Source organism: Paenibacillus typhae, assembly GCF_900099765.1.
GTDB lineage: Bacteria > Bacillota > Bacilli > Paenibacillales > Paenibacillaceae > Paenibacillus_AQ > Paenibacillus_AQ typhae.
Map to the genome: position 1 here is coordinate 127,925 of NZ_FNDX01000004.1, position 25,110 is coordinate 153,034.

Genomic DNA, 25,110 nt, shown 5'->3' on the forward strand with positions numbered 1-25,110 from the left:
ATGGAAAACCTAACAGATAAGCGCAAGCTATCCATTATGATCGCCATTATGGCAGCGATGCTGTTTGCCGCGATCAACCAGACGATTACCAGCACGGCGATGCCGCGCATCATCTCCATTCTTGACGGTATGGACTACTATACCTGGACCATTAATATTTACCTGCTGACCTCGACAATTGCCACCGTGCTCGTCGGCAAGCTCTCTGACATGTTCGGGCGCAAGCCGTTTCTGCTCGTCGGTATTCTGCTCTTTATGGTCGGCGCCTTTTTAACGGGTACCTCCGACAATGTCTTCCAGTTCATCACTTACCGCGGGATTCAGGGTATTGGGGCCGGTATCATCCAGTCCTCCGCTTTTACCGCTGTAGGCGACCTGTTCCCTCCGCGCGAGCGCGGCAAATGGATGGGTCTGATGACCGCAGTCTTCGGCTTCTCCAGCGTACTTGGACCGACACTCGGCGGTTACCTGATTGACCATCTCGACTGGCATTGGCTGTTCTGGATCTTCCTCCCGCTTGGTGTGGTCGCATTCGGCATGATCCTGGCCCTGTTTCCAAAAGCACAACGCGGAGCATCGACCAGCATCGACTACCTAGGCTCCCTGTTTATGACAACCACCATCGTACCGCTGCTGCTTGCTTTTTCCTGGGCGGGTACGGAATATGACTGGGGCTCTGCCCAGATTCTCGGGCTGCTGGCTGCCACTGTAGTATCAGCAATTATCTTTATCTTCGTTGAAACCAAAGCCAAAAACCCGATCCTGCCGCTTCACCTGTTCAAAAACAGTGTAGTTACGATCTCCAACCTGATCGGCTTCCTGATGAACTTCGGCATGATGGGCGCGATGATCTACCTGTCCTTCTTTGTACAGGGTGTACTTGGAATTTCCGCAACCTATGCAGGTTATGTAACTATGCCGATGTCCATCGTAATGGTTATAGCCAGCGCCCTGACCGGCCAGATGATTGCCAAAAAGGGAAAATACAAACGCTTCGCCCTGATCGGTGTACCGATTATGGTTGCCGGTATGGGCATTATGGTAATCATGCATAACGTGCCGATGGCTGTGCTTAGTATGATCGTATTCGGTCTGGGCCTGGGCCTCGGGATGCCTGTCTTCTCACTGGCTACCCAGAATGCCGTGTCCCACACCGAGCTTGGTGCAGTAACAGCCTCTACTCAGCTGTTCCGTAACCTTGGCGGTACCATCGGCATCGCGGTAATGGGTACTGTAATGTCGAACAATCTGACCAAGCATCTGAAAGAAGCACTGACCTCATCGTCGGCGGCCGACTTCAGCAAGCTTGATCCAACGGTTGCCCAGCAGATGACTGCTTTTGCCAACCCGCAGGCGCTGATGAACAAGCCGCTGCTGGAGCAGACGCAAGCCGGCCTGCCTGCTGATGTTCAGCCAATATTCGTACAGATGATTGACAGCATCCGTGATGCACTGGGCCAGACCCTGTCCACTGTATTCCTGACAGGCACCATCGTTCTGTGTCTTGCCTTCGTGCTCGTGTTCTTCCTGAAAGAGCTGCCGCTGCGTTCCTCGAATAAGGCTCCTGCTGAAGCAGAAGCTGTGGATACCAAGAAATTGGCGGTAGAGTAAGGGATTAGACTTAGCTCAATAAAAGAGGCAGCAGCTGATCACTCCGGTGACCGGCTGCTGCCTTTTGTTGCCACTGCGGTGCTGCGCGGCACCGGCTGACCTGTCCGGCACCCTTCCCGGACCGGAGACAACAGTCCGTTGCGCTGCAGCCTGTAAAGGGTAATGACATCTGTAGAACAGGAGGCGATGATCATGTCAAAGGCTGATAACGGCCGGCAAATTCCGGACGGAGCCATCGAGACGTTTATGCTCCCGCCGGATGGCCTGCTGCCGAACAACCAGGCGCTGCCGGTCATTGTGTATATAGGTGCTCTGCGGGACCATCCGGAACGCACCGAGCAAATCTTCAATGACAACGGCTGGCTGAACAGCTGGCAGAACGGTGTATTCAGCTATCATCATTACCACAGCAACGCCCATGAGGTGCTTGGCGTGATGTCCGGCAGCGCCAGCTTGCAGCTTGGCGGCGATGCCGGCCGGACGCTTGCGGTATCGGCCGGAGATGTGCTGGTGCTGCCGGCCGGCACGGCGCACAAGCTGCTGCACAGCTCCGCCGGCTTCCGCGTCGCCGGCGCTTATCCCGGCGGGACGGATTACAACACCCGCCGGGCTACCCCGGACGATCTCGCAGCGGCGCTGCCCGAGATCGCGCAGGTTCCGCTGCCGGACAGCGATCCGGCCTACGGCAAGGCCGGGCCGCTGCTGGAGGCATGGGGGGCAGGAGGCTAAATGCGTCAGCCGAATGTCATAACCGAAGCAGGCCGTTTTTTTGGAATCAAAAAGAGCTTTGCCGGAATTCTACGGCAAAGCTCTTTTACATGCAGCTTATTTAGTCCTGCTATACATATTCTCATCCCGCAGCCGGATCAGCACCTTGCCGAAGCGGCCTCCCTGCTGCACAGTCACCTTTCCTTCCGGATACGTAGCTTGCATATAGTCAGAAACTATTTTCCGGATATCTCCACCGTCTGCAAGGCGGTGGTGTTTCAGCAGCTGATGCACCTCGTCAATGGCCTCTTCTACAGTGTATTCCGTCCTCTTCATTTCCTTGGTCACAATCGACTCGAATGCATAGTCCTTCAGATAGAGCAGATTCAGCAGATAGGCCATTTCGGAGGCTTCGCCAAGCGGAGCCGCCTTCCCGGTAATCAGCGGCAGCACCTCGTTCAGCAGACTGTGCCGCCTGGAGCCGGCTGAAGTGCTGATATAGCAGAATTGGCTGGCACAGCTGATCACACGCTCCGCGCCTGCCCAGTCGGACACAGCCGGACACATCGAGACAAATACAAGATCAAACGCCTGCTCCCAGCCCCTGGCTGCCAGATCAATATCCTCGAAAGCTTCGCGTACCAGGGTAATTTCCGCTTTTCCTGGGCTGACACGGGCTTTATTCGCTTCAAACAAATCGGCCAGCAGCGCATTCGGCTCAACGGCGGTCACCTTCGCCCCGCGCTCGGCAAACGGCACACTGAACCCGCCTGAAGCCGCGCCGATATCCAGCACCGTCAATCCGTCAAAATCAACGCCCTGCCCCTCCATCCAGCCGATGATCCGCTCCGCCCGCTGTCTGCCGCCTTCACTGAACACCTCTTCATTAAATACAGCCGCTTTGGAATCGAAGGATCGGGTAGGGTCCACGCCGGCCTTTCTTGTCAAATTAATGTAGGATTTCGGGTCCTCCTTCCATGCCTGCTCCCATACCTGTGCGTCAAATAGATCCTTGTTCATGCTTTATCATCCCTTTTCGTTTAATGTACTACCTGTCTTACAAAGACTTAAAAGACTTCTTATATCTATAATCAAGCCGTAAAAATAACGGCGCTTATAAATCCACCGTTACTTTTGCAGCAAGCTCGGAAATCTTCTTATTCTGCAGGTAGTCTTCCATCCCGTTCTCGGCTTCCACCATCACCTGCTGGATCAGGCATTCACTGGAGTGATTCAGTGTGCAGTCAAACAGCGATGCCGTCCCTTCAATCGCATGGATAACATCGAGAAAAGAAATATCGTCCTTCTTCTGTTTGAGCAGATACCCGCCGTTCGCACCTGAGGCTGACTGAATCAGTCCGGCCTTTACCAGCTTGGTCAGAATCTTCGACAGATACGTCGGCGATACATGCTGCCGCTCCGCCAGCTGCTGCACGCCCACAGGCTTATCAGGGGAAGCTGCGACCAGAAAAAGCATCGTATGCAGCGCATAATTCGTCGCTTTGGAGTATTTCATGTTCCACCTCAATTACAGACTTAATGAGTCTATAATAGCCGTTATGGGAAAGGAATGCAAGCTTCTTCTATGCTTTTTGAATAAGCTGTTTGCTAATATATTTATCATTATGGCCTGCCGCGGACGGTTTAGTTAAGCTTAAGCAGCCTTATTACTTCACCTTCAATGATTTCTTCGCTTACTCTAAGAAACCCCAGAGACTCATACAGATTACCTGCAATCCGATTATCCGGCCTGTGGCCGATCATTAGCCTCTGACATCCAAGCTCACGCATATGATCAATCAATTCCCGCATTGCTTTTTTGGCGAAGCCGTTCCCCTGGTGCTTCTCATCAATCATGAGTGCAGGTATCCAATGGTTACCGTCGGCGTCAGGTGTTTTACAATAAACAAGAAAACCTACGGGCAAAGCCTCAGAACAGATTACGCAAAGCTCATAGTCATGAACGAATTTGGACTCTGCTATCCAGTAAACAACAGGAGCTGGAAAAACACCGGTTTGTTCCTGCTTTACTGTTAGCCGGGTGCAATCATACCAATTCTCAACAGATACCGGTCTTAATTCGATAGACATATCCATTCCTCCAGAATTCAGATCACCTTCTCCGATAATCGGACAATCTAATAATATCCTACTCATTAACGGATTAAGATGGAGAGAACGGTTATAAAAAAAGAGTATTCGCACAAAATGCAGCTACATCGCGCGAGGACAGACCTCCTGGATGTAACTGCAAATTGTACAGCTATTCTGGTTCGGTAAAAGAATTCGGTCTGCGCAACACTAAGCGCCGTTATTACTCCAATGCGGTCAGCCTAAGCCCGCCGTCAAAATCTCACACAGCGCGCCGAACAGCGGCTGCTCCAGCTTAAGTGCAGCCAGGGAAGCCAGCGCTGCCGCCGGCGTGGCAGAGGATCGTACCAGCCCGTAAATCTGCTCCTTCAGCTGGAACTCAATCTGGGCCCGGTTAAGCAAGTCGAATATGTCCTCTCCGGTCCGGTTTACGGCTAGCTTTGCGTTGCCAAGTTCAACCGTAATCGCGGCAGACACCGCGGTCTCCGGGATCGTTACCGTAAGCGTATGTGTGGAATGGTCATACGCTGTATCCGCAGTCGTCTCCGCGCCGCCGGCAAACACCTTCACCTGCGTTTCGGCTACGCCTGCGAAGCAGAGCTTCCAGCTGCGCAGCGGAGGCAGGGCAGCCAGGTTGCCGCTGGCCGGATGAACCGTAAAGCTGGCGGTATCTGCCCAGCTTAGGGTCATCTCCGTAACGCACCAGCTCTCCTCACGGTCCCCCAACGCTCCCTCCGCATCCTCCGCATCCTCCCACAAGCGGAAACGGCCGTCCGCTCCGGCGAACACCTTAACCTCCAGCTGCCCAGGGTTCGCCGTGGAGGATGTGTAGCCGCTGTGGTCAGCCAGCGGAACAATCGCCCCTGCCTTTGCCAGTACCGGAATTGTCTCCAGATTCCGGTACAATGACAGGCTGCGGCCACCGTCATACCTCCGGCCGCTGAAGAAATCGAACCAGCGGCCCTCCGGCAGCCACGCTGTAAATTCCGCCATTGCTGTCCGGCGGTCAACCGGGGAAGTGACCGGGCAGGCCATCAGCTCGGTGCCGAAGTAATACTGATTCGGCACTCTGTAAGCCTCCGGCTGCTCCGGATGATGATAGTACAGCGGCCGGACCAGCGGCAGCCCGTCCACACTCGCGTAGCGGTTCATCGTGTACAGGTAGGGAATCAGCCGGTGCCGCAGGCGCAGCGCTTCCTTCATCGCGGTTTCCGCAACCGGGTTAAACCGCCACGGCTCCTTGCTGTTGAACGGGCTGGCTGAGCTGTGCAGGCGCAGCACCGGCGAGAACACGCCGAACTGCACCCAGCGCATCACCAGCTCATCGTCAAGATAGCCCTGCATATGGCCGCCGATGTCATGGCTCCACCAGCCGTACCCGGCATTCGCCGCGCTCGCCGTAAAGTACGGCTGGAACGCAAGCGACTCCCAGGTGACGATCGTGTCGCCGGAGAAGCCCACGGGATAACGGTGGCTGCCCAGCCCCGCATAACGCGAGAACGTCAGCGGCCTGCTGCCGCGCCGGCCGCTGTCCAGATAGTGATAGTGGTTCAGCATCCACAGCGGTTCAAGTCCCGGCACCCGGGTCACACCGCCCTGCTGCCAGTCGATCCACCAGAAGTCCACGCCCTCCTCTTCCAGCGGATGGTGCAGATATTTGAAATAGGCCCGCAGGAATTTCGGATCGGTGATATCAAATTCCACCGCATCGCCCTTCTCCGGGTTCATGCCAAGCTCCGCGGCAATCGCCAGATACGGGTCCTCGAAGGCACGCACGCCGTCTGCCGGATGGACATTCAGCGTCACATGCAGCCCCCGCTCATGCAGCCTGGCCAGGAATTGCTGCGGGTCCGGGAAAAGCCTGCGGTTCCATGTATAGCCCGTCCAGCCGCTGCCGTACTGCGGATCGACATCGACCAGATGCCAGTCCATGTCAATCACCGCCACAGAGAACGGGATCTGCTCCTGCTCGAACCTTTCCATCAGCGCCAGATACTCATCTGCGCTGTAAGGGTAATACCGGCTCCACCAGTTGCCAAGGGCATACCGCGGCAGGAGCGGCGCCGGGCCGCTGAGGCGGTAGAAATCCTTCAGGCATTCCAGATAGTCATGCCCGTACCCGAAGAAATACAAATCCAGCGCGCCGGCCTCGCGCGGCGTAACCTGACCGTCTTCCTCCAGCAGCAGCGAGCGGCTGTCGTCCATTACCGTATAGCCTCCGCGGGACATCAGCCCCGGTTCAAGCGGAATCGCCCCGTCCGCATTATCCAGCGTCCGGGCCGTACCGCCAAGATTCTGCGGCGTGTCGCCGTAATGCCAGACTCCCATCAGGTGGCCTGATCCGTTACGCACACGGACATTAAGCCCGTAGCGGGAGAATGGCTGCTTGTCATAGCTTAGATGCAGCCGGTCCGTAATGATCTCCAGCCTGTTGCCGTGATCAATCAGCCGGAACTCCGGCACCGGAAAGTCACGATTCAGCACAGTCTGGGTCGCCCGGTCCTCGAACCTGCCGTCAGGATGGTATTCCAGACGAAGCAGCTGCGGAGTCAGAACAGTGATCCGGTAGCCCTCTCCTTCTATCATTGCTTCAGGACTGGCGGCAGGCCGCACCGCCAGCTTCAGATGCTCAGGCAGCGGCCGCTGCTCCTGCATAATATTTTCCATAATGATATGACCTCATTTCCGGCTCTAACCGGCGCACCGGTAAGAACTACTCCTTCACCGCGCCGATCATAACCCCCTGGTTAAAGTATTTTTGGATAAACGGATATACACACATAATCGGAACGGTCGCGACAATGATGACAGAGTAACGCATCATATTAGCCAGCCGCAGCGCCAGCTGCGCCGCCTCCCCGGACCCTATGCCGGACTGCATCTGGTTGGTGATCAGAATGTTGCGCAGGATCAGCTGCAGCGGATGCAGATTGGGATTTTTGAGATAGATCAGGGCGTTGAAATAGGAATTCCAGTGGCCGACAGCAATCCACAAGCCCAGCACGGCAATAATCGCCTTGGACAGCGGCAGTACCACCCCGGTAAAAAACCGGAGATTGCCGCATCCGTCAATCTGCGCCGCCTCCCACAGATCGCCCGGAATACTGGTCTGGAAGAACGTGCGGGCAACAATGATGTTATACACGCCGACCGAGAACGGCAGCACCATGACCAGAAACGTGTCATACATATGAAAATCACGGACCGTCAGAAAGGTCGGAATCAGCCCGCCGTTAAAAAACATCGTAAAGATAAAAAACAGCGACAGGAATTTACGCCCCTTCAGGTCTTTGCGCGAGAGCGCATAGGCTGCCGAGATATTCACAACCAGGCCGATAAGCGTGCCGACGATCGTATACAGGATGGTATTGCGGTAGCCGATCCAGATATTACTATGGCGCAGCAGCTCCTTGTAGCCGTCGAGCGTGAACCCTTTCGGGAACAGCCAGACCTGTCCGCCGGCGACCGCCGAAGGGTCACTGAATGAAGCGATAACGATAAAATACAGCGGATAGATCAGAATAATCAGAAACAGCACCGCAATCACATACAGCACAACTTCCATCACGGTATCGGAGGAGCGGTTGTTTTTTATTTTCCCCTTGGACTCTTTAACTGCAGGTGTAAGTACTCCCATTGTGAACTCCTCCTTCTACCACAGGCTGTTTTCGCTGATTTTTTTGGAAATCTGGTTGACGATAATCAGCAAAATAAAGTTAATGACGGTGTTGAACAGATTGACGGCCGACGAGAAGCTGTACTGGCTGCTGAGCAGACCGATTTTGTATACATAGGTGGACAGAATTTCGCTGGAGGTGGCGTTGAGGTCGTTCTGCATCAGGTACACTTTTTCAAAGCCAACCCCAAGCAGCCCCCCGACACGCAAAATGAGCAGCGTAACCGCCGTCGGCATCAGCATCGGAATATCGATAAAGCGCACCTTGTGCCAGCGGCTCGCCCCGTCCACGGTTGCTGCTTCATACAGGCTGGGGTCAACCGCAGACAATGCCGCGATAAAAATAATACTGTCCCAGCCGACATGCTGCCACACATCCGACCAGACGTACACACTGCTGAACAGCGACGAGGAGCCGAGCAGATCGGGCGCTTCTTTGCCGAACAGGCTGAACAGGTTGCCGACCAGACCGGTGCTTGGCGACAGCAGAATGACCATCAGTCCGACCATGACCACGGTGGAGATGAAGTGCGGCATATACGAAACCGTCTGGAAAAAGCGCCGGAACCGGTTCGGACGCATCTGGTTCACCATCAGCGCCAGAATGATCGGAATCGGAAAGGTTACGAGACTGTACAGGCTGATAATCAGCGTGTTCTTAATCGTGTTCGAGAACTGATAGGAGTTAAAAAACTTCTCAAAATATTTGAACCCCGCCCACGGACTCTCCGTAATCCCTAAAGCCGGGCTGTAATCCTTGAATGCAATAAGTATTCCGTACATCGGTTTATACGCGAACAGCAGCGACAGCACCACCGCGGGCAGCAGCAGCAAATACAGCCCCCAGTTTCTTTTCACCGCCATAAGCGTTCCCCCGGAACTGGCTTGACCGGATCTCATGAAATCCCCTCCTGAATGTGTTTATCTGTTTAAGTACCTAAAGTATATCTTTAAGGTATCGGCGGCTGCCGGACCTAATGGGTGTGTTAACCGGACTTTTATGATTGGTGTAAAAGCTTCCGGGCTGCACGGTTTCCCGGGCAGCGGGCCGGTATGCGCAATGCGGACTTTCGCTGCTGTTATCCGGACTTTCGGCCTGGCGGGCAGCAGGGCAATGTTTGGACTGCTTCCGGACGCAAAAATACCGCCAGGCAGCTGCAGCGGCTGCTTCCGGCGGTATCATCTACAGTATGTTACGCAGGCTTACACCTGCTCTATAATGACGGGCCGGCCGGCACAGAACAGCTTGCCGCCGCCATAGACCGTGACCTCGCTGCCGTCGATCAGGCTCTGGTAGCTTCCATCCGGCAGGCCGGTGTCCACCTCTGCTTGCCTGCCCTTCAGGCTGAATACACCTGCCAGCTTCCGGCTGCCCCAGGTGTATGTTCCTGCTACGATGTCTTCTTCCTCTACTGCGCGCAGGTGGCAGATGCCCTCCGACATAATTGCCTTCTGCTTGACCGGATACAGCGCCGCGAACAGCCAGGACAGATCGGTCCCGGTATCCCAGCTGACTGTATCCTTGTCGAATAGATCAGGGCAAACGGTATTTGCTGTTTCCTGTCCGCCGTAGATCAGCGTCATGCCCTTCTGGAAATACAGGAAGGCCGTCCAGTTGATCAGGCTCTGCTCATCCGGAATGAGAGACTTGGCCCGGGGCCGGTCATGGTTCTCCAGAAACCGCAGCTTAATGTAGTTATCCGGGTACAGGTACTCCTGGGCGTTCATTTTCTCAACGTAGCTCGCAAGCGTCATCTCTCCGGCCAGATAACCACTGTAATACGGATAGACATCGTAGTCATAGCAGGCATCGAACGCCTGCAGCGTTTCCGCATCGCTGAGCCCCGTCAGGCCGAGCGAACGCAGGTGCATGATGAAGTCCGGCTCGATGGATTCGGCCAGCCACAGGCAGCCGGGGTTGACCTCGCGCACTTCGTTCACGGCCCGCTCCCAGAATGCCAGCGGCAGCAGCGGGGCAACGTCGCAGCGGAAGCCGTCGACGATGCCCGCCCATCCCTTAAGCGTCTCAATCTGGTAGTCCCACAGCTCCGGGCAGTTATAGTCGAGGTCCACGATATCAGCCCAGTCTCCGGCTTTATTGCCGAGCTTCCCATCCGGCGTCCGGTAGAAAAATTCCGGATGCTCCTTGACCAGCACCGAATCCGGCGAGGTATGGTTATACACTACGTCGATGATGCACTTCATCCCGTGCTCATGGATCGCGCCGACCAGAGACTTGAAATCCTCCAGTGTGCCCAGCTCCGGGTTAATTTCCCGGTAGTCCTGATTGGCGTACGGGCTGCCTAAGCCCCCTTTGCGCTCGGCCATACCGATCGGATGGACCGGCAGCAGCCAGATCATGTCCACGCCAAGGCTGCGGATACGTCCGAGATCGCGCTCCACCGTGCGGAAGCTCCCTTCCTCACTGTGATTGCGGACGTACACCGAATATACAACACTGCTGCGCAGCGATTTTGCCGTATGCTTTGCCATTTCTGTTACACTCCTACTCCTATTAGTTAAAGTGGATTTAAGGCCGAATGTCCGGGTGGATAAGTTAGCTGGATGACTGTTTGGTGCTGTTTGGGAGAATGGTGATATGTGAGAGTTTGGTGCTGCATGAGAGTTTGGTACTACATGAGAGTTTGGTGCTTTATGAGAGTTCGGTGCTTTATGAGAGTCTTGGTGCTGTATGAAAGTCTTGGTGCTGAATGAGAGTCTTCGTGTTGTATGAGTGCTTGGTGTTGTATGAGTGCTTGGTGCTGTATGAGTGCTTGGTGTTGTATGAGTGCTTGGTGCTGTATGAGTGCTTGGCGCTGTATGGGACATTGTTGCGTAACCGTGTGTTGAGTAACCAATCTTTGGGCGGGTTAAATGGAATTAAGTGGTTTTTCGTCACTTAATTCTTCATCAAACAACGATAATCATAATTTAGTTGGAAAAAGGTCACTTAAATATGCCAAATTCGCCTGTCCGGGGGTATATCGGCCGAATTAGGTGACGTTTTTCCACCTAATTGTCCGGTTCAGCAGAAAAGAATGGATTTAAGTGGCGAAAATCCAACTAAATTTTACCGGCCCTCATTTAAGAGTCGCTATCCTCTAAGTACCGGCCGGCGCAGGACAAACTGGGCCACACAGCTTGCGTCCCCTTCCAAGGAAGACTGCCGACTCTTCCGCCGGATGCTCCCGATCAGTAGCTCCGAAGCCATCGTACCCATCCCCGCAACACTTTCATCCGGTATGCCAGGAAAAGTTACTATCGCTGCCGCCAGCGCACCGGCACCCTCGTCTGCGCTTTCCCCGCCAGCCTTCGTCTGCCCGCCACTCCCTTCATCCGTTTCAAGCATATCCGCCTCCACCTTACTCCCGTCCCCTGCCTCACCCCGGCCATTTTCCACCAGACTGCTGCTTCTACAATCTGCCGCCTTCCAGCCAGGCCTCACCTCGCTCGCACTCCTATCTGCCGCCTTCCCGCCTCGCCTCACCTTATCCTCACTCCCGCCATCTCCAACCAGATTATACCACTCACTGTCTGCGCTTTCCCCGCCAGCCTTCGTCTGCCCGCCACTCCCTTCATCCATTTCATGCATATCCGCCTCTGCCTCACTTCCTGCGTCCTTCGCCGGTCCGTCCTCCACCAGCACAAACGGATAGCCCTCCTGCTGCAGGAAATCAACAACCGCACTGCTCCGGCGGGCGGAGAGCAGGATGGCACCGTCAGCCCGGCCACCCTTCAGCAGCCGGGAGACGGCCTCCAGCTCCTCCCGTTCTCCATTGCCGGAGGCCAGCTGGATGTCGTAGCCCAGCTTGCCGGCGCCGAGTATAATCCCCCGGATCACCTCCATACAGTAGAGGTTGGCCGGCCATATCTCTGCCGTGTCCGGCAGCAGGACACAGATGCAGCGGGTCGTCCGCGACACGAGGTTCTGCGCGATAATATTCGGCGTATAGCCCAGCTCCTCCATCGTCTCCCTGACCCTGCGGGAGGTCTCCGCCCGGACATTGACATGACCTGCCAATACCCTGGAGACGGTAGACACGGAGACGCCCGCCCGGCGGGCCACCTTTTTCATCGTAACGGTCATAGACACTGCAATCAGCCTCCTCTCCAACACCACTCTCTCAACTTTTCATGCCCTTAATAGCACTCCTGCTGTGTCACTCTCCCCTGTTTTCAATCCGCTAGCCTGCTCTATAGGACATTCAACCAAGTCATTACCGTTTGTTACCTGCTCGCACATGCATACCCCGTGACACTTCGCATATCCTTACTCCGTTCTTCCTCTGTCTCCTAACACACCGGAGTGAGCGGGGTGACGGATATGAATATTGTGGGATGACAGCCACCTCCCACAAGACAATCCCGCCCCGCGCAACGGATTGCGCGGGGCGGATAACAGGCGGATTATTTTACACTGGTATAACGGCTGTAGGCTTCGGTACGGATCTTGAGCAGCTTGTCGAGCCCCATGTCGTTCAGCTGCTTCACATAGGCATCCCAGCCCTCATCAATGTTGCCCTTGCTGATGAATTGGGCGCGCATCGTGTTCACATAGGAATCAATGTCGGTGGTCAGCGTCGGCAGTTCCTCGAACTCTTCGGCGGTGTACATTACGTTAGGGAACGGCTCAGTCACATACTCACTGCCCAGCTTATCGAGCTGCAGCTTCAGGCCGTCGCCGGATTCTGTGCTCAGCACGATCTTTTGCTCAAAGTCCGGGCTGACATATTTCGGACCGAAGTCACGCAGCGACTGCTCCCAGTACCAGGCATCGGCGCTGGTTCCGGCAGGCGGGTCCATCAGCGTATAGGTGCCGTCATCATTTTTCTGGATAACCGTACCGATTGCGCCCCAGAAGTTCTGGATGCTCGCTTCATCGGTGTAGAACTGGTCCGCCCAGCGTGCGGCGATTTCCGGCGTTTTGCAGGAGGAGGTGATCAGGAACTCGTTGCGGGCCAGGTTCATCCCGTTCGGATTGCCGATCGTGTAGCGTTTTCCGTCCGGTCCGGCGATTGGCGGAATCGTTACGTACTGGTCGCCCCATTTGCCGAATACGGCATCCGGTGTCCACTGGTAGGAGAAGCCCACTACCGGAGCGTCCGGGTTCTGGAACTTGGCGGATCTCATCGTGTCGTCCTGGGTGAACAGCTCTTTGTCGAGCAGGCCTTCAGTGTACAGCTTGTTTTCCCATTTCAGGCCTTCCTTGTATTCCTCCGAGGTCGGGTAGTATACCGCTTTGCCGTCCTTTACCAGCATGTTGTTGTTGTTGAGGTCGGCGATGCCGAACGGGCTGATCAGGTCGTTGCTCACTTCAATATACGGAATCTCATCCGCCTTGCCGTTGCCGTTCGGGTCCTGCTCCTTGAATGCCTTCATCACGTTGTACAGCTCATCGATGGTCTCAGGAACCTTCAGGCCGAGCTTGTCGAGCCAGGTTTTGTTGATAACCGGCTGGCGGGAGCTTTTTGGACGTGACGGCAGTCTGGCCGGCAAAGAGTAGATTTTACCGTCCGGGAATGTGCTGATCTTCTTCATATCCGGCGTCTCTTCCATAGCAGCCTTGAGGTTAGGCATGTACTGGTCAATATAGTCATCCAGCGGACGGAAATAGCTCAGGTTGTTCACGATATCGGAATCCGAGAAGGTCTGATCCCCGATCACCACATCCGGCAGCGTGCCGCTGGCCAGCATGATCGATTTTTGCTCGCCCCAGTCGTTGGAGGACATAACCTGCCAGTCGATTTTTACATTCGTATTCGTCTCCAGATCCTTCAGCCACTGGTTCTGCGTGAACGTGTCCCCCATGCTGCCCCAGCGCACAGTCAGTACCTTCAGCGTTACCGGCTCGCTTACAATCGGGAGGCCTTCCTTGTTGAAGCTGCTTGTATCACTGTTTGCAGCATTGTTCTCTCCGTTGCCGCCGCCGCAGCCCGCAAGTCCGGCAACCATCACGGCTGCCAGCAGACCGGTCGTCAGCTTTTTGGCCGAAGCCTTCTTTCCCTGTTTGACCATTGTGTAAATCCCCCGTTTCTTATGTGTGCATATTGACTTTACATGTCTAATCATAACGGCTTAAAGACAGGTATTCCGGACGCTTTGCGGCCGTTATTCGGACCTCTGGCGCAGATTTGCCTGTTATCCGGACACGAATCTCTTTGCAGACCCTTTTTTTCATGACACTTTCCAGACCTTTGATAGCGCTTTCCGGACTTTGCGGCAAAACGCCTCCCTATACTTATGTTTTTTTCGGGCAAAGGTTTTATAATGTTGATGTTACCTATTTAAAACGCATTCATTATTGAAATTGCGCAGAAAGGGACCGGTACGTACCCAGCCATGACCAAAAAAACAGCAGCACCCAAGCCGCTTCCCATCCGCCATTATGTCAGGGTTATGATCCTGATTGCCGTCATTGTCCTTATCGCGGATCTTATCATTAGCATTACTTCCATTATTATCGTCAGGCAGCAGTCGACCCGCTATCTCAAGGATACGGCGGCGCTGTACATCAACCGGATCAATCATGATTTCGCCTACATGAACCACTATATGGGCTGGACGCTGGCCAATGACGAGACGCTGAACACGATGAACGCCTACCGCATCAACAGCATTGAGTTCCTCAAGTCCAACGAGAATCTGCACAAAAAATTTACCGAGCTGCAGAAGAACTACGGCCAGGAATATAATTTTTTCTACTATTTAAAAAATCAGTCCTACTTCCTAAACTGTGCGCCGATCAGCGTGAACTATCCGGACTATCTGGAGCTGAAGCGGCAGATCATCTCTTTTATTGATGACAAGGAGGTGTACGAAAAGTTCTATTCCAAATGGACGCCTGTTCTTGTAAACGGCAAATATTACGTCATTAACATCGTCCCGTATTACAACCGCTATCTGATCGGACTGATCTCCGCCGACAATCTGATCCGCCCGCTGCGCGAGATTAATCTGGGGGAGAGCGGCTATGCTTCGCTTGTGGATGACCATGGCACCGTGCTCTCAAGTCCCGTATCCAACAGCGGCAAGGCGGTTCGGGGTGAGGGGCGCTTCTCTCTGCTCCAGCAGCCGCGCACCACGATCAGCAGCGAGTTTCTGAATACTACGTTCAGCGCGGACATGGTGATCAAATTCGGGGCTTTTGAAAAAATCATGATCGCCCAGCTCCTGATCGTCCTGCTGTTCTTCATGGTGATCTCGTCGCTGTCGATCATTATGATCTTTCTCAACCGGAGGGTGCTTGGACCGATCCAGAGCTTCTCCGAGAATCTGGCCCGTATTAATGAAGAAAGTCAGCCGGCCGACTACAAGGGCAGCAAAATCATCGAGCTGGAGCAGGCCAACTCCCAGTTCAAGGATCTCGTCCAGCAGATTAAAACGTTCAAAATCGCAATGTATGAGCAGGAGCTGGAGAAGCAGCAGATTCAGCTGGATTATATGAAGCAGCAGATCAAGCCGCATTTTTTCCTGAACTGCCTGACCAGTATCTACAGTATGGCTCAAATTCAAATGTATCAGGAAATTGAGGATATGGCGATGACCACCTCGAAGTATTTCCGCTACCTGTTCCAGAACGGGGAGAACTTCGTGCCGCTGGAGAGCGAGATTGAGCATGTGCAGATGTATCTGGAGATTCAGAAGCAGCGCTACCGGGACGCCTTCAGCTATCAGGTGGAGCTGCCCGAGGAGGCCAGGAATGTAAAGATCCCGCCGCTCGTCCTGCAGACCTTTATTGAGAATTCCGTCAAATACGCCATCTCCCGGGAAAATGAAATGCAGATCACGCTCACTGTACAGCGCTGCCAGCTGGAGGAGGGAATTAACGGAACGCGGATTGAGCTGTCGGATAACGGGCCGGGGTTTCCGCCGGAGGTGCTGGAGAAGCTGCAGGGCGGACTGCCGCTGGATCAGACCAAGGGCACACATATCGGCATTATGAACACACTGAAACGGCTGGAGTATCTCTATTACAATCTGGCCGGCGTTACTTTCACCAACCTCCCCGGCAGCGGCGCATGTGTCACTTTATACCTGCCCGATCTTCCGGAGCCTGCAGCAGAAAGGAAGTTAGATCTATGAATATTTTGCTGGTAGATGACGATTATTATGTAATTGCCGCCCTGCAGAAAAAAATCGACTGGCATCAGCTGGGCATCGAAACGGTATATACCGCGAACAATGTGGCCCAAGCGCGTGAAATTCTGGAGAAGCATCCCGTGCAGATTCTGATCTCCGACATTGAAATGCCGCAGGGCAGCGGCCTGGAGCTGCTGGCCTGGATCAGGGAGCAGAATCTCAGCGTCCAGGCGATCCTATTGACCAATTATGCCGATTTCAACTATGCCCAGAAGGCGATTGAGCTGCAAAGCTTCGAGTATTTCCTGAAGCCGATTGAGTTCGACAAGCTGATGCTGATCATCCAAAAAGCTGTCGCCCGCGCCAAGGAGCAGCAGATCAATGAGGAGGCGATTCTCGGGGGCTATTTCTGGCAGAAAAACCAGTCCAAAAACCTCGAGCATTTCTGGCGGAAGCTGGCCAGCGGCAGCACCTCCTCCCCGGTTAAGCAGGCGGAAATCAGCCGTGCTATCGAGGAGCAGAATCTGTCCTATCAGATGGGCGATCTCATCCAGCCTGTCCTGTTCAACGTCTTCCCCCATAACGGCAGCATGGGCAAGGAAGAGAAGGATTTGTTCGATTTCGCGCTGCTGAACGTGCTGTATGAGCTGCTGCAGCATCCCGGCTACACGGTCCAAAGCATTCTGGAGATAAAAGAGTACAACTGGATCGCCATTCTCAAATGGAACGAGCCGCCGCTGGACAATGCCCTGCTGCAGGCAACCGGGACCTCTTTTATCCAAAAGGCAGTGCCTTATCTGAAATGCGACGCCTGCTGTACGATCGGCCTGACGGGTGAGCTGCAGCAGGTCGGCAGCATCCTGAAGCAGCTGCTGAACATGGACGAGGAGCTGACGAGATGCCGGAACCAGACTTATCTGGTGGAGAACGATCTGCGTCAGCCGAAGTCCACGTATACTCCGCCGGATCTGGCCCAGCTTGAGGAGCTGCTGAACCAGAACAAGCTGGCTGTTTTTCTGGGGGAGGCTATCCGCTATCTGCGCTCCATGCTCAGCTACAAGTCGCTCGACACCCCGGTGCTCGGCCTGTTCCGGCTGGACATGGTGCAGCTGGTGTACTCTTTTCTCAAGCAAAAAGGCATCCAGGCCCACAAGCTCTACGCCGGCAAGGCCAATGACAAGCTGCTGCTCCACTCCCTGCGCTCGATTGAGGACATGGAGGAATACCTGAAGTATCTGGTTAACACCGCCATGGAGTACCGCGACTTCGCCGCACAGCCCAAATCGATTGCCGAGGAGATCAAGCAGTACATCCACGAGCACTACGGGGACGACCTGACCCGCAACGATCTGGCGGAAATCGTCTACCTCAATCCGGACTATCTGGCCCGGCTGTTCAAGCGCGAAACCGGCATCTCCCTCGGCAGCTATGTCATCCAGGTGCGCATCGCGGCTGCCAGACATCTGCTGGAAACGACCAACCTGTCCGTCTACACCATCGCCAGCAAAACCGGCTATTCCAACTACTCCTACTTCTCCAAGCTGTTCAAGCAGGAGGTCGGTTTGTCGCCAAATGAGTATAAGAAGGAGCAGCAAGTCCATCCTCTTAACTTAAGTCAATGAACGAATACATCCCCCGGTGTAAGATGAACTCATCACAGTGCAAAGGGGATTGTTCATGAATAACACATTGAGGGGATTAACGGATCAGCGGACAGCGGCTTTAACAGCGGGGACAGGATTATTGATCATGGCGCTCGTTGCCGCTTTTTCATACGGCTATGCCCATTCAGCACTTCTTACCGAAGGGAATGCCCATGCCACATTACAAAACTTGATGACGCATAAGAACCTCTTCCGCGCAGAGCTTGCCGGCTGGATCATCATTCTGATGCTCGATATTATCGTCGCCTGGTCGTGTTATCTTTTTCTGAAGCCAGTAAATCAGCCTTTGTCCCTGCTGGGTGCATGGCTGCGGCTTATTTATTCTGCTATCTTGGGCATCGCGGTAATGAATTTACTATATGTTCAGCTGCTGACAACAGGTACAGAGTATTCGCAGGGTTACACCTTGGCCCAATTGGGTGTACAAATCATGCTCTATTTAAAAGCATTTGATGCCATGTGGTCCGTCGGCTTAATTGTATTTGGCGGGCATCTGCTGATTTTGGGAATATTGGCGCTCCAAGCAGGTAATGTGCCGCGATGGATCGCTGTTTTGTTGCTGATTGCGTCAGCCGGATATATTCTCATCCATTTATGTAAACTCTTCTTACCGGAATATGAGGGTATCGGGAGAATCCTTGAGTATATCTTCATCATCCCTATGTCAGCGGGGGAACTCGGTTTGGGGATATGGCTGCTGTTCAGGGGAGGAAAAGTCCAGACACAAACCGGCTAAACATTAGCCGGAAGAAATTCTTTTCTTTATTCTGCTCAGTGACTCCGGACTCATGCCGAGATAACTGGCTAACTGATGCTGCGGGACCCGGCCGATTAAAGAAGGGCGCTTCATACATAACGTCTTGAAGCGTTCTTCAGGTGACGAAGCGATAAATGCGGCGAAATCCGCCTGTACCCGGCTAAAGTTGGCTTCAACCATTCTGCGGGTCATCGTCTCCAGTTGACTATACTTGGCATACATTTGCTGCTCCGTATCCATGCTCCCGATAACCATCACACAATCCTCAACACACACCAGGGTATAATCAGATGATTTATCTGTTTTGTGATAATTAAAATTGACGATGGCTTCCTCTTCGGTATAAAAATTCGAGGTAACCTCTCTTCCTGCTTCATCTACCGAATACTGTCTTACGCAGCCCCTCAGAATAAAGTAACAGTTACTGGTGACATCGCCCTGTCCAAAAAGCACGGCTCCCTTTTTAAATTCTTCGATCACGATTTCGTTTAAGATTGCCTGTTGTTCTGCTTCGCTGAGGGAGGTCAAAGCCGTCATATACTTGAGCAAGCTGTTTTTCATATGCGTCTTCCTCTTCGGACATTTTATAAGTGCTTAACGCTATTTTATGGTGGAAAGAGCCTTCTTTCAACGTTTATTCGTTCTCTAAGCTGTACTGATGAGGCTCGGGCATCTGGTGCACAGTTGGAAATTAGATTAGGTGGATTTTCTCCACTTATTTCCACTCTTTTTCTCATATTTTAATAATTAGGTGGGAAATCGCCACTTAATATAGCTCCAAACCCCCTCCAGGCACGAAAATCGTAAAATTAAGTTACCTTTTTCCAACTAGATTCTTCAAACAGGCTGTCGGACCGGGATTAGGTGTCGTTTTTCCACTTAGTTTGATCCTACTAAAAATTCCGGGAACCAGAATACCCAAATCAGCAGCCTAAGGAGAATGATCACCCCGCTGACAGCATTAAATAGCACAAGGGGGGCCTGTTGCGGTTCTAACTATAATAACCAGCATAGTCAGTTCTCCCTCCTGTTCTCGTCCCCGGCTATAACCCCTGCGTGATCTCAACTTCTCCTCTTGGAGTTCATAGCCCTCCAATAATAATATCCTGCTGCTCCCTCCCCTTAACAAGATGCCCTCCTAAGCATCCCGCTCCCGCACATACTCCGCAACCATCCGCTTGTTCTTCTCATCCAGCCGGAAGCCGATTCCGCGGAAGTTGATTACAGCACCGCCCATGCTCGCAGACAGTGCCACAATATCCTCATACGTAGCTACATTGCCGCCCCAGACGGTTTTATCGTAGCCTTTTTCAAATTCGGGCCAATCTGTGAATACCGGCAGCCACGGCTCCCCGTCCTCAACACCGAGGGAAGCAAACTGGATAACCGTTCCCTGCTGTAACGTCTTCTTCCCCAGCTCATCCGGAGCTGACGGCTGTTCCTCTTTAATCTGCATCGGGACCAGAAACCTTGCCTGAACGAGCTCATCCAGCATCCGGGCTTCCGCCGCCCGCAGAATCTGGCTTTTACCTGCATATTGCTGCCGGGAATACATGGTTTGAAAAAAGCTCAGCATCGCATGCTGCAGTCCCGGATTGCTTACAGGAATCTGGATCTCCGGCGTTCCGCTCCAATCCGGCGGCGGCAAAAGCTCATCCCTGGCAACTACAACCGTAAGCTGTCCGTTATCGATAAGAAGGTTACGGATACCTAGCAAATGAAGCTCTGCCAGCAGCCTGCGGATGTCCTCTCGGCCTAGCTTTTTCATTTCGAGCTGGATCAGCTGCTGCAGATAATAATCGGCCGCCTCCGCTGCGAATCTTTCCTCCGAGAACACCCATACTTGATCATTCGCCCCAATATAGGGATAATTCGTGTGGACATCATAGGCGATATATAGATTCTCCGCATTCAGAATAGCATTTTTAATAGCCTCATAAAGCCTCTGTTCATCCAGATGCTCCGCCCCAGGAACCCTGCCGTCCGCCAAATTACGGGCAGCTTGAAGCAAACCGATCAAATCCTGAATCGTAAGTCCTTCGCCAGCTTTCATCGACATCGCAGACACAGAATGAATACTACCTTCCAGCCCGCCGTTGTTCCGTTCATTGTTCATCTTCAGGTCTCCGTTTCATTTACAGGATATGGGTATCGCTTGTTATATTAATACACTAACCAAAGTCTGCTTACGCAGCATTCACCTTGTTGTTACATAGGTAAAAATAAAACAGCGGCCGCCAGGACAGGTTAGTGTCATTAGCGCCGCTGCCATGCGGGTTGTCTATTTCGTTATTTTCTTGCGGTAGGTATAGATATCCCCGCCGGATTTGCTGACATGATAAAAGGCTTCAAAGCCCCGCCCCAGCAGCTCTCCATCGGGTTTTCTCTTAAGGTCGTCGTCTCCGATACAGTCAATGATTACACCGCCGTTTTTGACCACTCTGGTCAGTTCAGCCAGCTCAAGGTCATAGTTGTCGCCTACGACATGCCCTGACATCACGATATCAAAGGTATTATCCTCATAGGGCAGACTATCTGCCGTACCGTCGAGAACCTTCACATTACGGATGTTTTCCCGCCTGATTTTGTCGCGCATGTACTCTCTCAGCCTGTCTGTAGGCTCACTGGCATAGACCTGTCTGGCCTGCTCCGCCGCCGCAAAAGCAAGCCGTCCGGTGCCGCTTCCCACATCCAGCACGAGAGCGTCTGTGAAATCTGCCAAATGAAGCAGATGCTGCTTATCCCAATCATAGATGTAATTACAATTCCGGTTCATGACTTCCGGGAAAGCGTACACCACCGAGGTTTCCATTGCATGAAGAACAAATATCTCGGCCTGGCGCACCTCATCAGCACTGAGCCCCTTTGCTGCAGAAGCAATGATCTGCTCAACATAAGGCTTACTCTCTGGACTCCTGTGAGCGAAGTACCAGGCAACTGCCGGATTATTGGCCAGCGCGGCTCCAAGGTTTTTTTCAAATTCGGCCCACTCCCGGTAATCCCGGCAGATCATCGCGATAATCCAGCGGTCCAGCAGCAGGAAGCTGTTAAAGGAAACTTCCTCAGCATTTATCCAGTTATATCTCATACACACCTCTCCTTGTACACATGCCTGGCGGCAGCTCTAGCTAGCCTCTTATCCATTATTTTACATAGGGGAAATAACTGCCTTCAAGGGAGAGTTTGATTATAATCGTCTATCTCATCAAAAGCGCGTACCGATCACCTCTGCCTTAGCTGTTCAAGCTTCCCCCGGTCGAAGCCCTTCACTACTAGCCACACTGCCAGACTCATTTCATACACGCCTACAGGCAGGGCAATCAATCCTTTTACCGCAGACATAGGCTCTACCACACCGAACATTTCTAACAGCCCGGCGATGAATACCAGTACAGCAGTAACCATGCCGAAAAGCGCCAAGGGTCTTGGGACGATGCCCGTTCTGAACAGCAGATAGCTGTAAATTACCGTATTCACACCCAGCATGAAATTGGGGCCCAGCATTGAAGTCCAGCGGTGAAAGGCCTGCAGCATATAGCCGAGCCCGTCAAGATTATTTACACTTTTCAGGCTGCCTGCCTCATAATGTACACTAAGCTGCAATAAACCCAGTATACTTACCACACCAATCGCAATCAGCACGGCCTCCATAAACCGGAAGCATACATAGGCGAGTGCCAGATGTTCATTCCAGCGGCGGAGATAAGGAAACAGCATGACTGCTGTACCTACTGCGGTCAGTACAAGCAGAAGATCGTTGATAACTCCGAGCAAAACCTTTGTCTGATATCCGTCTGCTACGGCCCTGTACCATTGCTCCGACAATACCGGTTCATATGAAATTACGGCGATGATTGAAGTAACGGCAGCAACGATATAAAAAATCCCGATAATGATTCCATTTCTTCTGTCCTGTGTCATATGCGCTTCCTCCTGTAAGTACACTTTCAATTTATTTCGGTTTTCATTTCAAAAGATGAAGCGGGGGTTACTATGGACCATTATGAAGTCATCGAGCGTGCATTAGTCCATATTGAGGACAATCTGGACCAGCCTTTGTCAGTAGAGTCAGTAGCGGACAGCTTCAACATGTCCAAATACTACTTTCACCGGCTTTTTACGGCCGTAACAGGCTCTTCCTTAAACAACTACATACTCTCCCGCAGATTGAACGCTTCCGTAGCGCTCATTCAATCCGGCGGATGTTCACTGACCGATATTGCGTATCAGCTTAATTTTGGAGCCCAGTCCTCCTTCACCCGCGCTTTTAAAAGACAATTCGGGATCGCTCCCAGTGCTCTAAAAGCGCAAGATGCGGACATCTCTCCAGTCCCTATTCCCCCGGTGGTCAAAAGACCCCTGAAAAACATCAACGGCGATGTTGTTACCGACTTTACCCTGACGGAGTTCGTATCGATCCGGGTAACGGGGATTGCCTTTGAAGTGGATCTTGCTGAAGATTACAAAACTCAGATCCGCTCGCACTCGGCACAGCTGCTGCAGGCTATTGATACCACGGTAAAAGGACCTTGCTATGTTATCTATTCCAATTGTCAGCCTGACTCCACCCGTTTCAAAGTGCTGTTCGGCATTCCGGCTGACCTCCGGCTTGACGGGCCATTTTACTTCACCATTGATGTACCACAGCTCTTCTGTGCCAGATTCCAATATTCCGGTGATCTTCTGGTTATTGGCGACGTCCTCAAAACGGATTATGCCAGATTTCTCAAGATTTCCCGTCAGGAAACCGAAGACTCCCATATCGAGCTCATCCAGGCGTTTGATGATGTCCACAATCTCCAATCCGCCTACCACATCTATGCACCTGTGAAAAAATTGCCGATTGATTCGGTGTCCTGACCCCTCCTGCCTGCTGTAGCCGTTGCTTTGCTAATTCCAAAGTAACACAGGCGCTAATGATCCACTTTTCAAATCTTGCTGTAATGACAAAAAGCCCTCTATCACTGCCGGAAAGGCAGGATGGAAGGCTTGCTCAGCTCCAAGAGACAGCATTCACTCATTTAATTGTTTATCTTCTTGCCCAGCCATTCTTGCTCCAGAATCCCCATCTCCCACAGATTCCAGAACTCGTTGCCGACTTTGCGCGCTTCCCGGAGCATCCCTTCTTTTGTAAACCCGGCTTTCTCGTAGCAGGCAATGGCCGCATGGTTAAAATCAAATACACCAAGGCTGACTCTGTGTACTTTCAGCTGTCCGAAAGCGATATCCAGAACCTGCCGGATCATCTGCTGTCCGATGCCAAGCCCCTGTAAATATTTGTTTCCTACGATTACCTTCCCTATTCTTCCTGATTGGTTTTCCGGGTCCGGCGTTAAACTGATATGCCCGATGACCTCTTTATTCTCCTCATACACCACCCGGTAGCTTAGTGTATCACTGTTGATATAATGCTCTAATTGCTGATCCGTTAAAGGGTAGCTGAACGTTTTCCCTCCCCACTGCACCATAAACTCCGGCGAATCAATCCAGTCAATCAATTGCCTACAATCACTGCGTTCGAACGGCTCCAGTCTGATCACAACGTTCCCTCCTCCACTCCCGGATTCAGCAGCTCCTCGACCTCCGGTATGTATGCTTTCAAAGCTTCAATCAGGCTGCATTCTCCATTTTCATTAAATAACGGCATATAACGGCCCCATTCCGCAAATATAGATTCGATTAGAACAAATCCAATATATCACATAAAAACCAAAGACCCTCCACTCTTTTTTAGAATGAAGGGTCCTTTCATTTGTCTATATCCCCAGCTCCCGCATCCGCAGCACAACCCGCTCCATCCGCGCCTCAAGCTCCGTTCCCCTGAATCTCGGCAGCTGCATTTCGCTTACGATCTGCCCGTCGCACATGAACAAGATACGCTCCGTCTTCGCCGCAATTCTGGCGTCATGGGTGACCAGCATTACCGCAGTCCCGGCCTCATTGATTTCGGCCAGCAGGCTCATGATGCCCTCGGCAGCCTCCTGGTTCAGCGCTCCGGTCGGCTCATCGCCAAACAGGATCTGCGGACTGCCCAGCAGCGCCCGGCAAATGCCTGCCCGCTGCAGCTGGCCGCCGGATACCTGGGTGATGTCCCGCTTTTCAAGGCCTTCAATGCCCGTCTTTTTCATAAGGGCTCTCGCCCGCTCCGTAATCTTCTTCACGTTCTTTCTATGATCACGCATCGCCGGAAGAATGATATTATCCAGCAGGTTCATATTCTTCAGCAGCGTCGGCTGCTGGAACACAAAGCCCATCCGTCTCCGGCGCAGGTCGGCCAGCTCATTCTCTTGAAGTGCACTAAGCTCCCTGCCGTCAAAAAATACCTTCCCGCTGTCCACCGTGTCCATTCCGCTCACCGCAAACAGCAGTGTCGATTTGCCCGAGCCCGATGGCCCCATCACCGACACGAACTCTCCCTCGTTAATGCTCACAGACACCCCGTTAAGCACCTTGCGGCGTTCTCCGCCGTGGCCGTAGACTTTTTCGATATGGTCAGCTGCTATAATCTTCTTCATGTTTCGGAT

At 53.0% G+C, this 25,110-nt stretch carries 21 protein-coding genes; 6 read left to right on the top strand and 15 right to left on the bottom strand.

The genetic code is table 11. The features are described from left to right. Together BLR64_RS05280 and BLR64_RS05285 are read left to right on the top strand one after the other, a co-directional pair. A complete protein-coding gene (locus BLR64_RS05280) occupies positions 1-1,611 on the top strand; it encodes a DHA2 family efflux MFS transporter permease subunit (RefSeq protein WP_090712896.1) in 1,611 nt (536 codons plus the stop codon). 192 nt (positions 1,612-1,803) lie between these two features. Beyond that, the gene (locus BLR64_RS05285; protein WP_090712899.1) at positions 1,804-2,340 is read left to right on the top strand and encodes a cupin domain-containing protein; all 537 of its coding nucleotides are present in this window, start codon (positions 1,804-1,806) and stop codon (positions 2,338-2,340) included. 96 nt (positions 2,341-2,436) lie between these two features. Here BLR64_RS05285 and BLR64_RS05290 read toward each other — a convergent pair whose 3' ends face one another. The 9 genes from BLR64_RS05290 to BLR64_RS05335 all read right to left on the bottom strand — a co-directional run bounded on the left by BLR64_RS05290 (position 2,437) and on the right by BLR64_RS05335 (position 14,038). Continuing rightward, positions 2,437-3,339: a class I SAM-dependent methyltransferase gene (locus tag BLR64_RS05290; protein WP_090712901.1), complete on the bottom strand. Its 903-nt coding sequence runs from the start codon at positions 3,337-3,339 to the stop codon at positions 2,437-2,439. 94 nt (positions 3,340-3,433) lie between these two features. Beyond that, positions 3,434-3,835, bottom strand: coding sequence for an Rrf2 family transcriptional regulator (locus tag BLR64_RS05295; RefSeq protein WP_090712903.1), 402 nt, complete (start codon positions 3,833-3,835; stop codon positions 3,434-3,436). A gap of 128 nt (positions 3,836-3,963) precedes the next feature. Continuing rightward, positions 3,964-4,410, bottom strand: a complete 447-nt coding sequence (locus tag BLR64_RS05300; RefSeq protein WP_090712906.1) for a GNAT family N-acetyltransferase — start codon at positions 4,408-4,410, stop codon at positions 3,964-3,966. A 237-nt stretch (positions 4,411-4,647) separates the two neighbouring features. Next, positions 4,648-7,077 carry a glycoside hydrolase family 31 protein gene (locus BLR64_RS05305; protein WP_208607133.1) on the bottom strand — a complete coding sequence of 810 codons (2,430 nt, stop codon included), beginning with the start codon at positions 7,075-7,077 and terminating at the stop codon, positions 4,648-4,650. Between the two features lie 46 nt (positions 7,078-7,123). Beyond that, entirely contained in the window at positions 7,124-8,047 is a 924-nt protein-coding gene (locus BLR64_RS05310) for a carbohydrate ABC transporter permease (protein WP_090712908.1), read from the bottom strand. Between the two features lie 15 nt (positions 8,048-8,062). Further along, positions 8,063-8,986, bottom strand: a complete 924-nt coding sequence (locus tag BLR64_RS05315) for an ABC transporter permease (RefSeq protein WP_090712910.1) — start codon at positions 8,984-8,986, stop codon at positions 8,063-8,065. A 303-nt stretch (positions 8,987-9,289) separates the two neighbouring features. After that, positions 9,290-10,579, bottom strand: coding sequence for an alpha-amylase family glycosyl hydrolase (locus tag BLR64_RS05325; protein WP_090712914.1), 1,290 nt, complete (start codon positions 10,577-10,579; stop codon positions 9,290-9,292). A 601-nt stretch (positions 10,580-11,180) separates the two neighbouring features. Next, entirely contained in the window at positions 11,181-12,173 is a 993-nt protein-coding gene (locus BLR64_RS05330; RefSeq protein ID WP_090712916.1) for a LacI family DNA-binding transcriptional regulator, read from the bottom strand. Positions 12,174-12,493: 320 nt separating this feature from the next. Next, entirely contained in the window at positions 12,494-14,038 is a 1,545-nt protein-coding gene (locus BLR64_RS05335) for an extracellular solute-binding protein (RefSeq protein ID WP_415840989.1), read from the bottom strand. Between the two features lie 387 nt (positions 14,039-14,425). Between BLR64_RS05335 and BLR64_RS05340 the strand changes: the two genes are divergently transcribed. From BLR64_RS05340 to BLR64_RS05350, 3 genes are read left to right on the top strand one after another with little or no spacing between them, the layout of a single operon-like run. Next, the gene (locus BLR64_RS05340; RefSeq protein WP_244157621.1) at positions 14,426-16,168 is read left to right on the top strand and encodes a sensor histidine kinase; all 1,743 of its coding nucleotides are present in this window, start codon (positions 14,426-14,428) and stop codon (positions 16,166-16,168) included. Further along, the gene (locus BLR64_RS05345) at positions 16,165-17,787 is read left to right on the top strand and encodes a response regulator (protein ID WP_090712920.1); all 1,623 of its coding nucleotides are present in this window, start codon (positions 16,165-16,167) and stop codon (positions 17,785-17,787) included. Before BLR64_RS05340 ends, BLR64_RS05345 begins: the two co-directional genes overlap by 4 nt. 55 nt (positions 17,788-17,842) lie before the next feature. Then, on the top strand, positions 17,843-18,565 hold the full coding sequence (locus tag BLR64_RS05350) for a DUF4386 domain-containing protein (RefSeq protein ID WP_090712922.1): 723 nt from the start codon (positions 17,843-17,845) through the stop codon (positions 18,563-18,565). Between the two features lie 3 nt (positions 18,566-18,568). On the opposite strand, the gene BLR64_RS05355 is transcribed toward BLR64_RS05350, so the two are convergent. From BLR64_RS05355 to BLR64_RS05370, 4 genes are all read right to left on the bottom strand, one after another. Continuing rightward, positions 18,569-19,147 carry a Crp/Fnr family transcriptional regulator gene (locus BLR64_RS05355; RefSeq protein ID WP_090712924.1) on the bottom strand — a complete coding sequence of 193 codons (579 nt, stop codon included), beginning with the start codon at positions 19,145-19,147 and terminating at the stop codon, positions 18,569-18,571. Positions 19,148-19,724: 577 nt separating this feature from the next. Then, a complete protein-coding gene (locus tag BLR64_RS05360) occupies positions 19,725-20,702 on the bottom strand; it encodes an SseB family protein (protein WP_090712926.1) in 978 nt (325 codons plus the stop codon). 165 nt (positions 20,703-20,867) lie between these two features. Beyond that, complete coding sequence (locus tag BLR64_RS05365; RefSeq protein ID WP_090712928.1) at positions 20,868-21,674, bottom strand: class I SAM-dependent methyltransferase; 807 nt, start codon at positions 21,672-21,674, stop codon at positions 20,868-20,870. Between the two features lie 134 nt (positions 21,675-21,808). Next, the gene (locus tag BLR64_RS05370; protein WP_090712930.1) at positions 21,809-22,507 is read right to left on the bottom strand and encodes a DUF4386 domain-containing protein; all 699 of its coding nucleotides are present in this window, start codon (positions 22,505-22,507) and stop codon (positions 21,809-21,811) included. Positions 22,508-22,579: 72 nt separating this feature from the next. Between BLR64_RS05370 and BLR64_RS05375 the strand changes: the two genes are divergently transcribed. Next, a complete protein-coding gene (locus tag BLR64_RS05375) occupies positions 22,580-23,446 on the top strand; it encodes a helix-turn-helix transcriptional regulator (RefSeq protein ID WP_090712932.1) in 867 nt (288 codons plus the stop codon). Between the two features lie 161 nt (positions 23,447-23,607). Here BLR64_RS05375 and BLR64_RS05380 read toward each other — a convergent pair whose 3' ends face one another. Then, positions 23,608-24,126 carry a GNAT family N-acetyltransferase gene (locus BLR64_RS05380; RefSeq protein WP_090712934.1) on the bottom strand — a complete coding sequence of 173 codons (519 nt, stop codon included), beginning with the start codon at positions 24,124-24,126 and terminating at the stop codon, positions 23,608-23,610. 216 nt (positions 24,127-24,342) lie between these two features. After that, on the bottom strand, positions 24,343-25,101 hold the full coding sequence (locus tag BLR64_RS05385) for an ABC transporter ATP-binding protein (protein WP_090712936.1): 759 nt from the start codon (positions 25,099-25,101) through the stop codon (positions 24,343-24,345). Between the last annotated feature and the right edge of the window lie 9 nt (positions 25,102-25,110).

Coding starts and splice junctions, on each gene's coding strand:
- BLR64_RS05360 (WP_090712926.1), bottom strand. CDS start 20,702: ATGAACAATGAACGGAACAACGGCGGGCTGGAAGGTAGTATTCATTCT.
- BLR64_RS05330 (WP_090712916.1), bottom strand. CDS start 12,173: ATGACCGTTACGATGAAAAAGGTGGCCCGCCGGGCGGGCGTCTCCGTG.
- BLR64_RS05370 (WP_090712930.1), bottom strand. CDS start 22,507: ATGACACAGGACAGAAGAAATGGAATCATTATCGGGATTTTTTATATC.
- BLR64_RS05340 (WP_244157621.1), top strand. CDS start 14,426: ATGACCAAAAAAACAGCAGCACCCAAGCCGCTTCCCATCCGCCATTAT.
- BLR64_RS05310 (WP_090712908.1), bottom strand. CDS start 8,047: ATGGGAGTACTTACACCTGCAGTTAAAGAGTCCAAGGGGAAAATAAAA.
- BLR64_RS05315 (WP_090712910.1), bottom strand. CDS start 8,986: ATGAGATCCGGTCAAGCCAGTTCCGGGGGAACGCTTATGGCGGTGAAA.
- BLR64_RS05385 (WP_090712936.1), bottom strand. CDS start 25,101: ATGAAGAAGATTATAGCAGCTGACCATATCGAAAAAGTCTACGGCCAC.
- BLR64_RS05335 (WP_415840989.1), bottom strand. CDS start 14,038: ATGGTTGCCGGACTTGCGGGCTGCGGCGGCGGCAACGGAGAGAACAAT.
- BLR64_RS05280 (WP_090712896.1), top strand. CDS start 1: ATGGAAAACCTAACAGATAAGCGCAAGCTATCCATTATGATCGCCATT.
- BLR64_RS05365 (WP_090712928.1), bottom strand. CDS start 21,674: ATGAGATATAACTGGATAAATGCTGAGGAAGTTTCCTTTAACAGCTTC.
- BLR64_RS05295 (WP_090712903.1), bottom strand. CDS start 3,835: ATGAAATACTCCAAAGCGACGAATTATGCGCTGCATACGATGCTTTTT.
- BLR64_RS05355 (WP_090712924.1), bottom strand. CDS start 19,147: ATGAAAAACAGCTTGCTCAAGTATATGACGGCTTTGACCTCCCTCAGC.
- BLR64_RS05290 (WP_090712901.1), bottom strand. CDS start 3,339: ATGAACAAGGATCTATTTGACGCACAGGTATGGGAGCAGGCATGGAAG.
- BLR64_RS05300 (WP_090712906.1), bottom strand. CDS start 4,410: ATGTCTATCGAATTAAGACCGGTATCTGTTGAGAATTGGTATGATTGC.
- BLR64_RS05305 (WP_208607133.1), bottom strand. CDS start 7,077: ATGGAAAATATTATGCAGGAGCAGCGGCCGCTGCCTGAGCATCTGAAG.
- BLR64_RS05345 (WP_090712920.1), top strand. CDS start 16,165: ATGAATATTTTGCTGGTAGATGACGATTATTATGTAATTGCCGCCCTG.
- BLR64_RS05350 (WP_090712922.1), top strand. CDS start 17,843: ATGAATAACACATTGAGGGGATTAACGGATCAGCGGACAGCGGCTTTA.
- BLR64_RS05375 (WP_090712932.1), top strand. CDS start 22,580: ATGGACCATTATGAAGTCATCGAGCGTGCATTAGTCCATATTGAGGAC.
- BLR64_RS05325 (WP_090712914.1), bottom strand. CDS start 10,579: ATGGCAAAGCATACGGCAAAATCGCTGCGCAGCAGTGTTGTATATTCG.
- BLR64_RS05285 (WP_090712899.1), top strand. CDS start 1,804: ATGTCAAAGGCTGATAACGGCCGGCAAATTCCGGACGGAGCCATCGAG.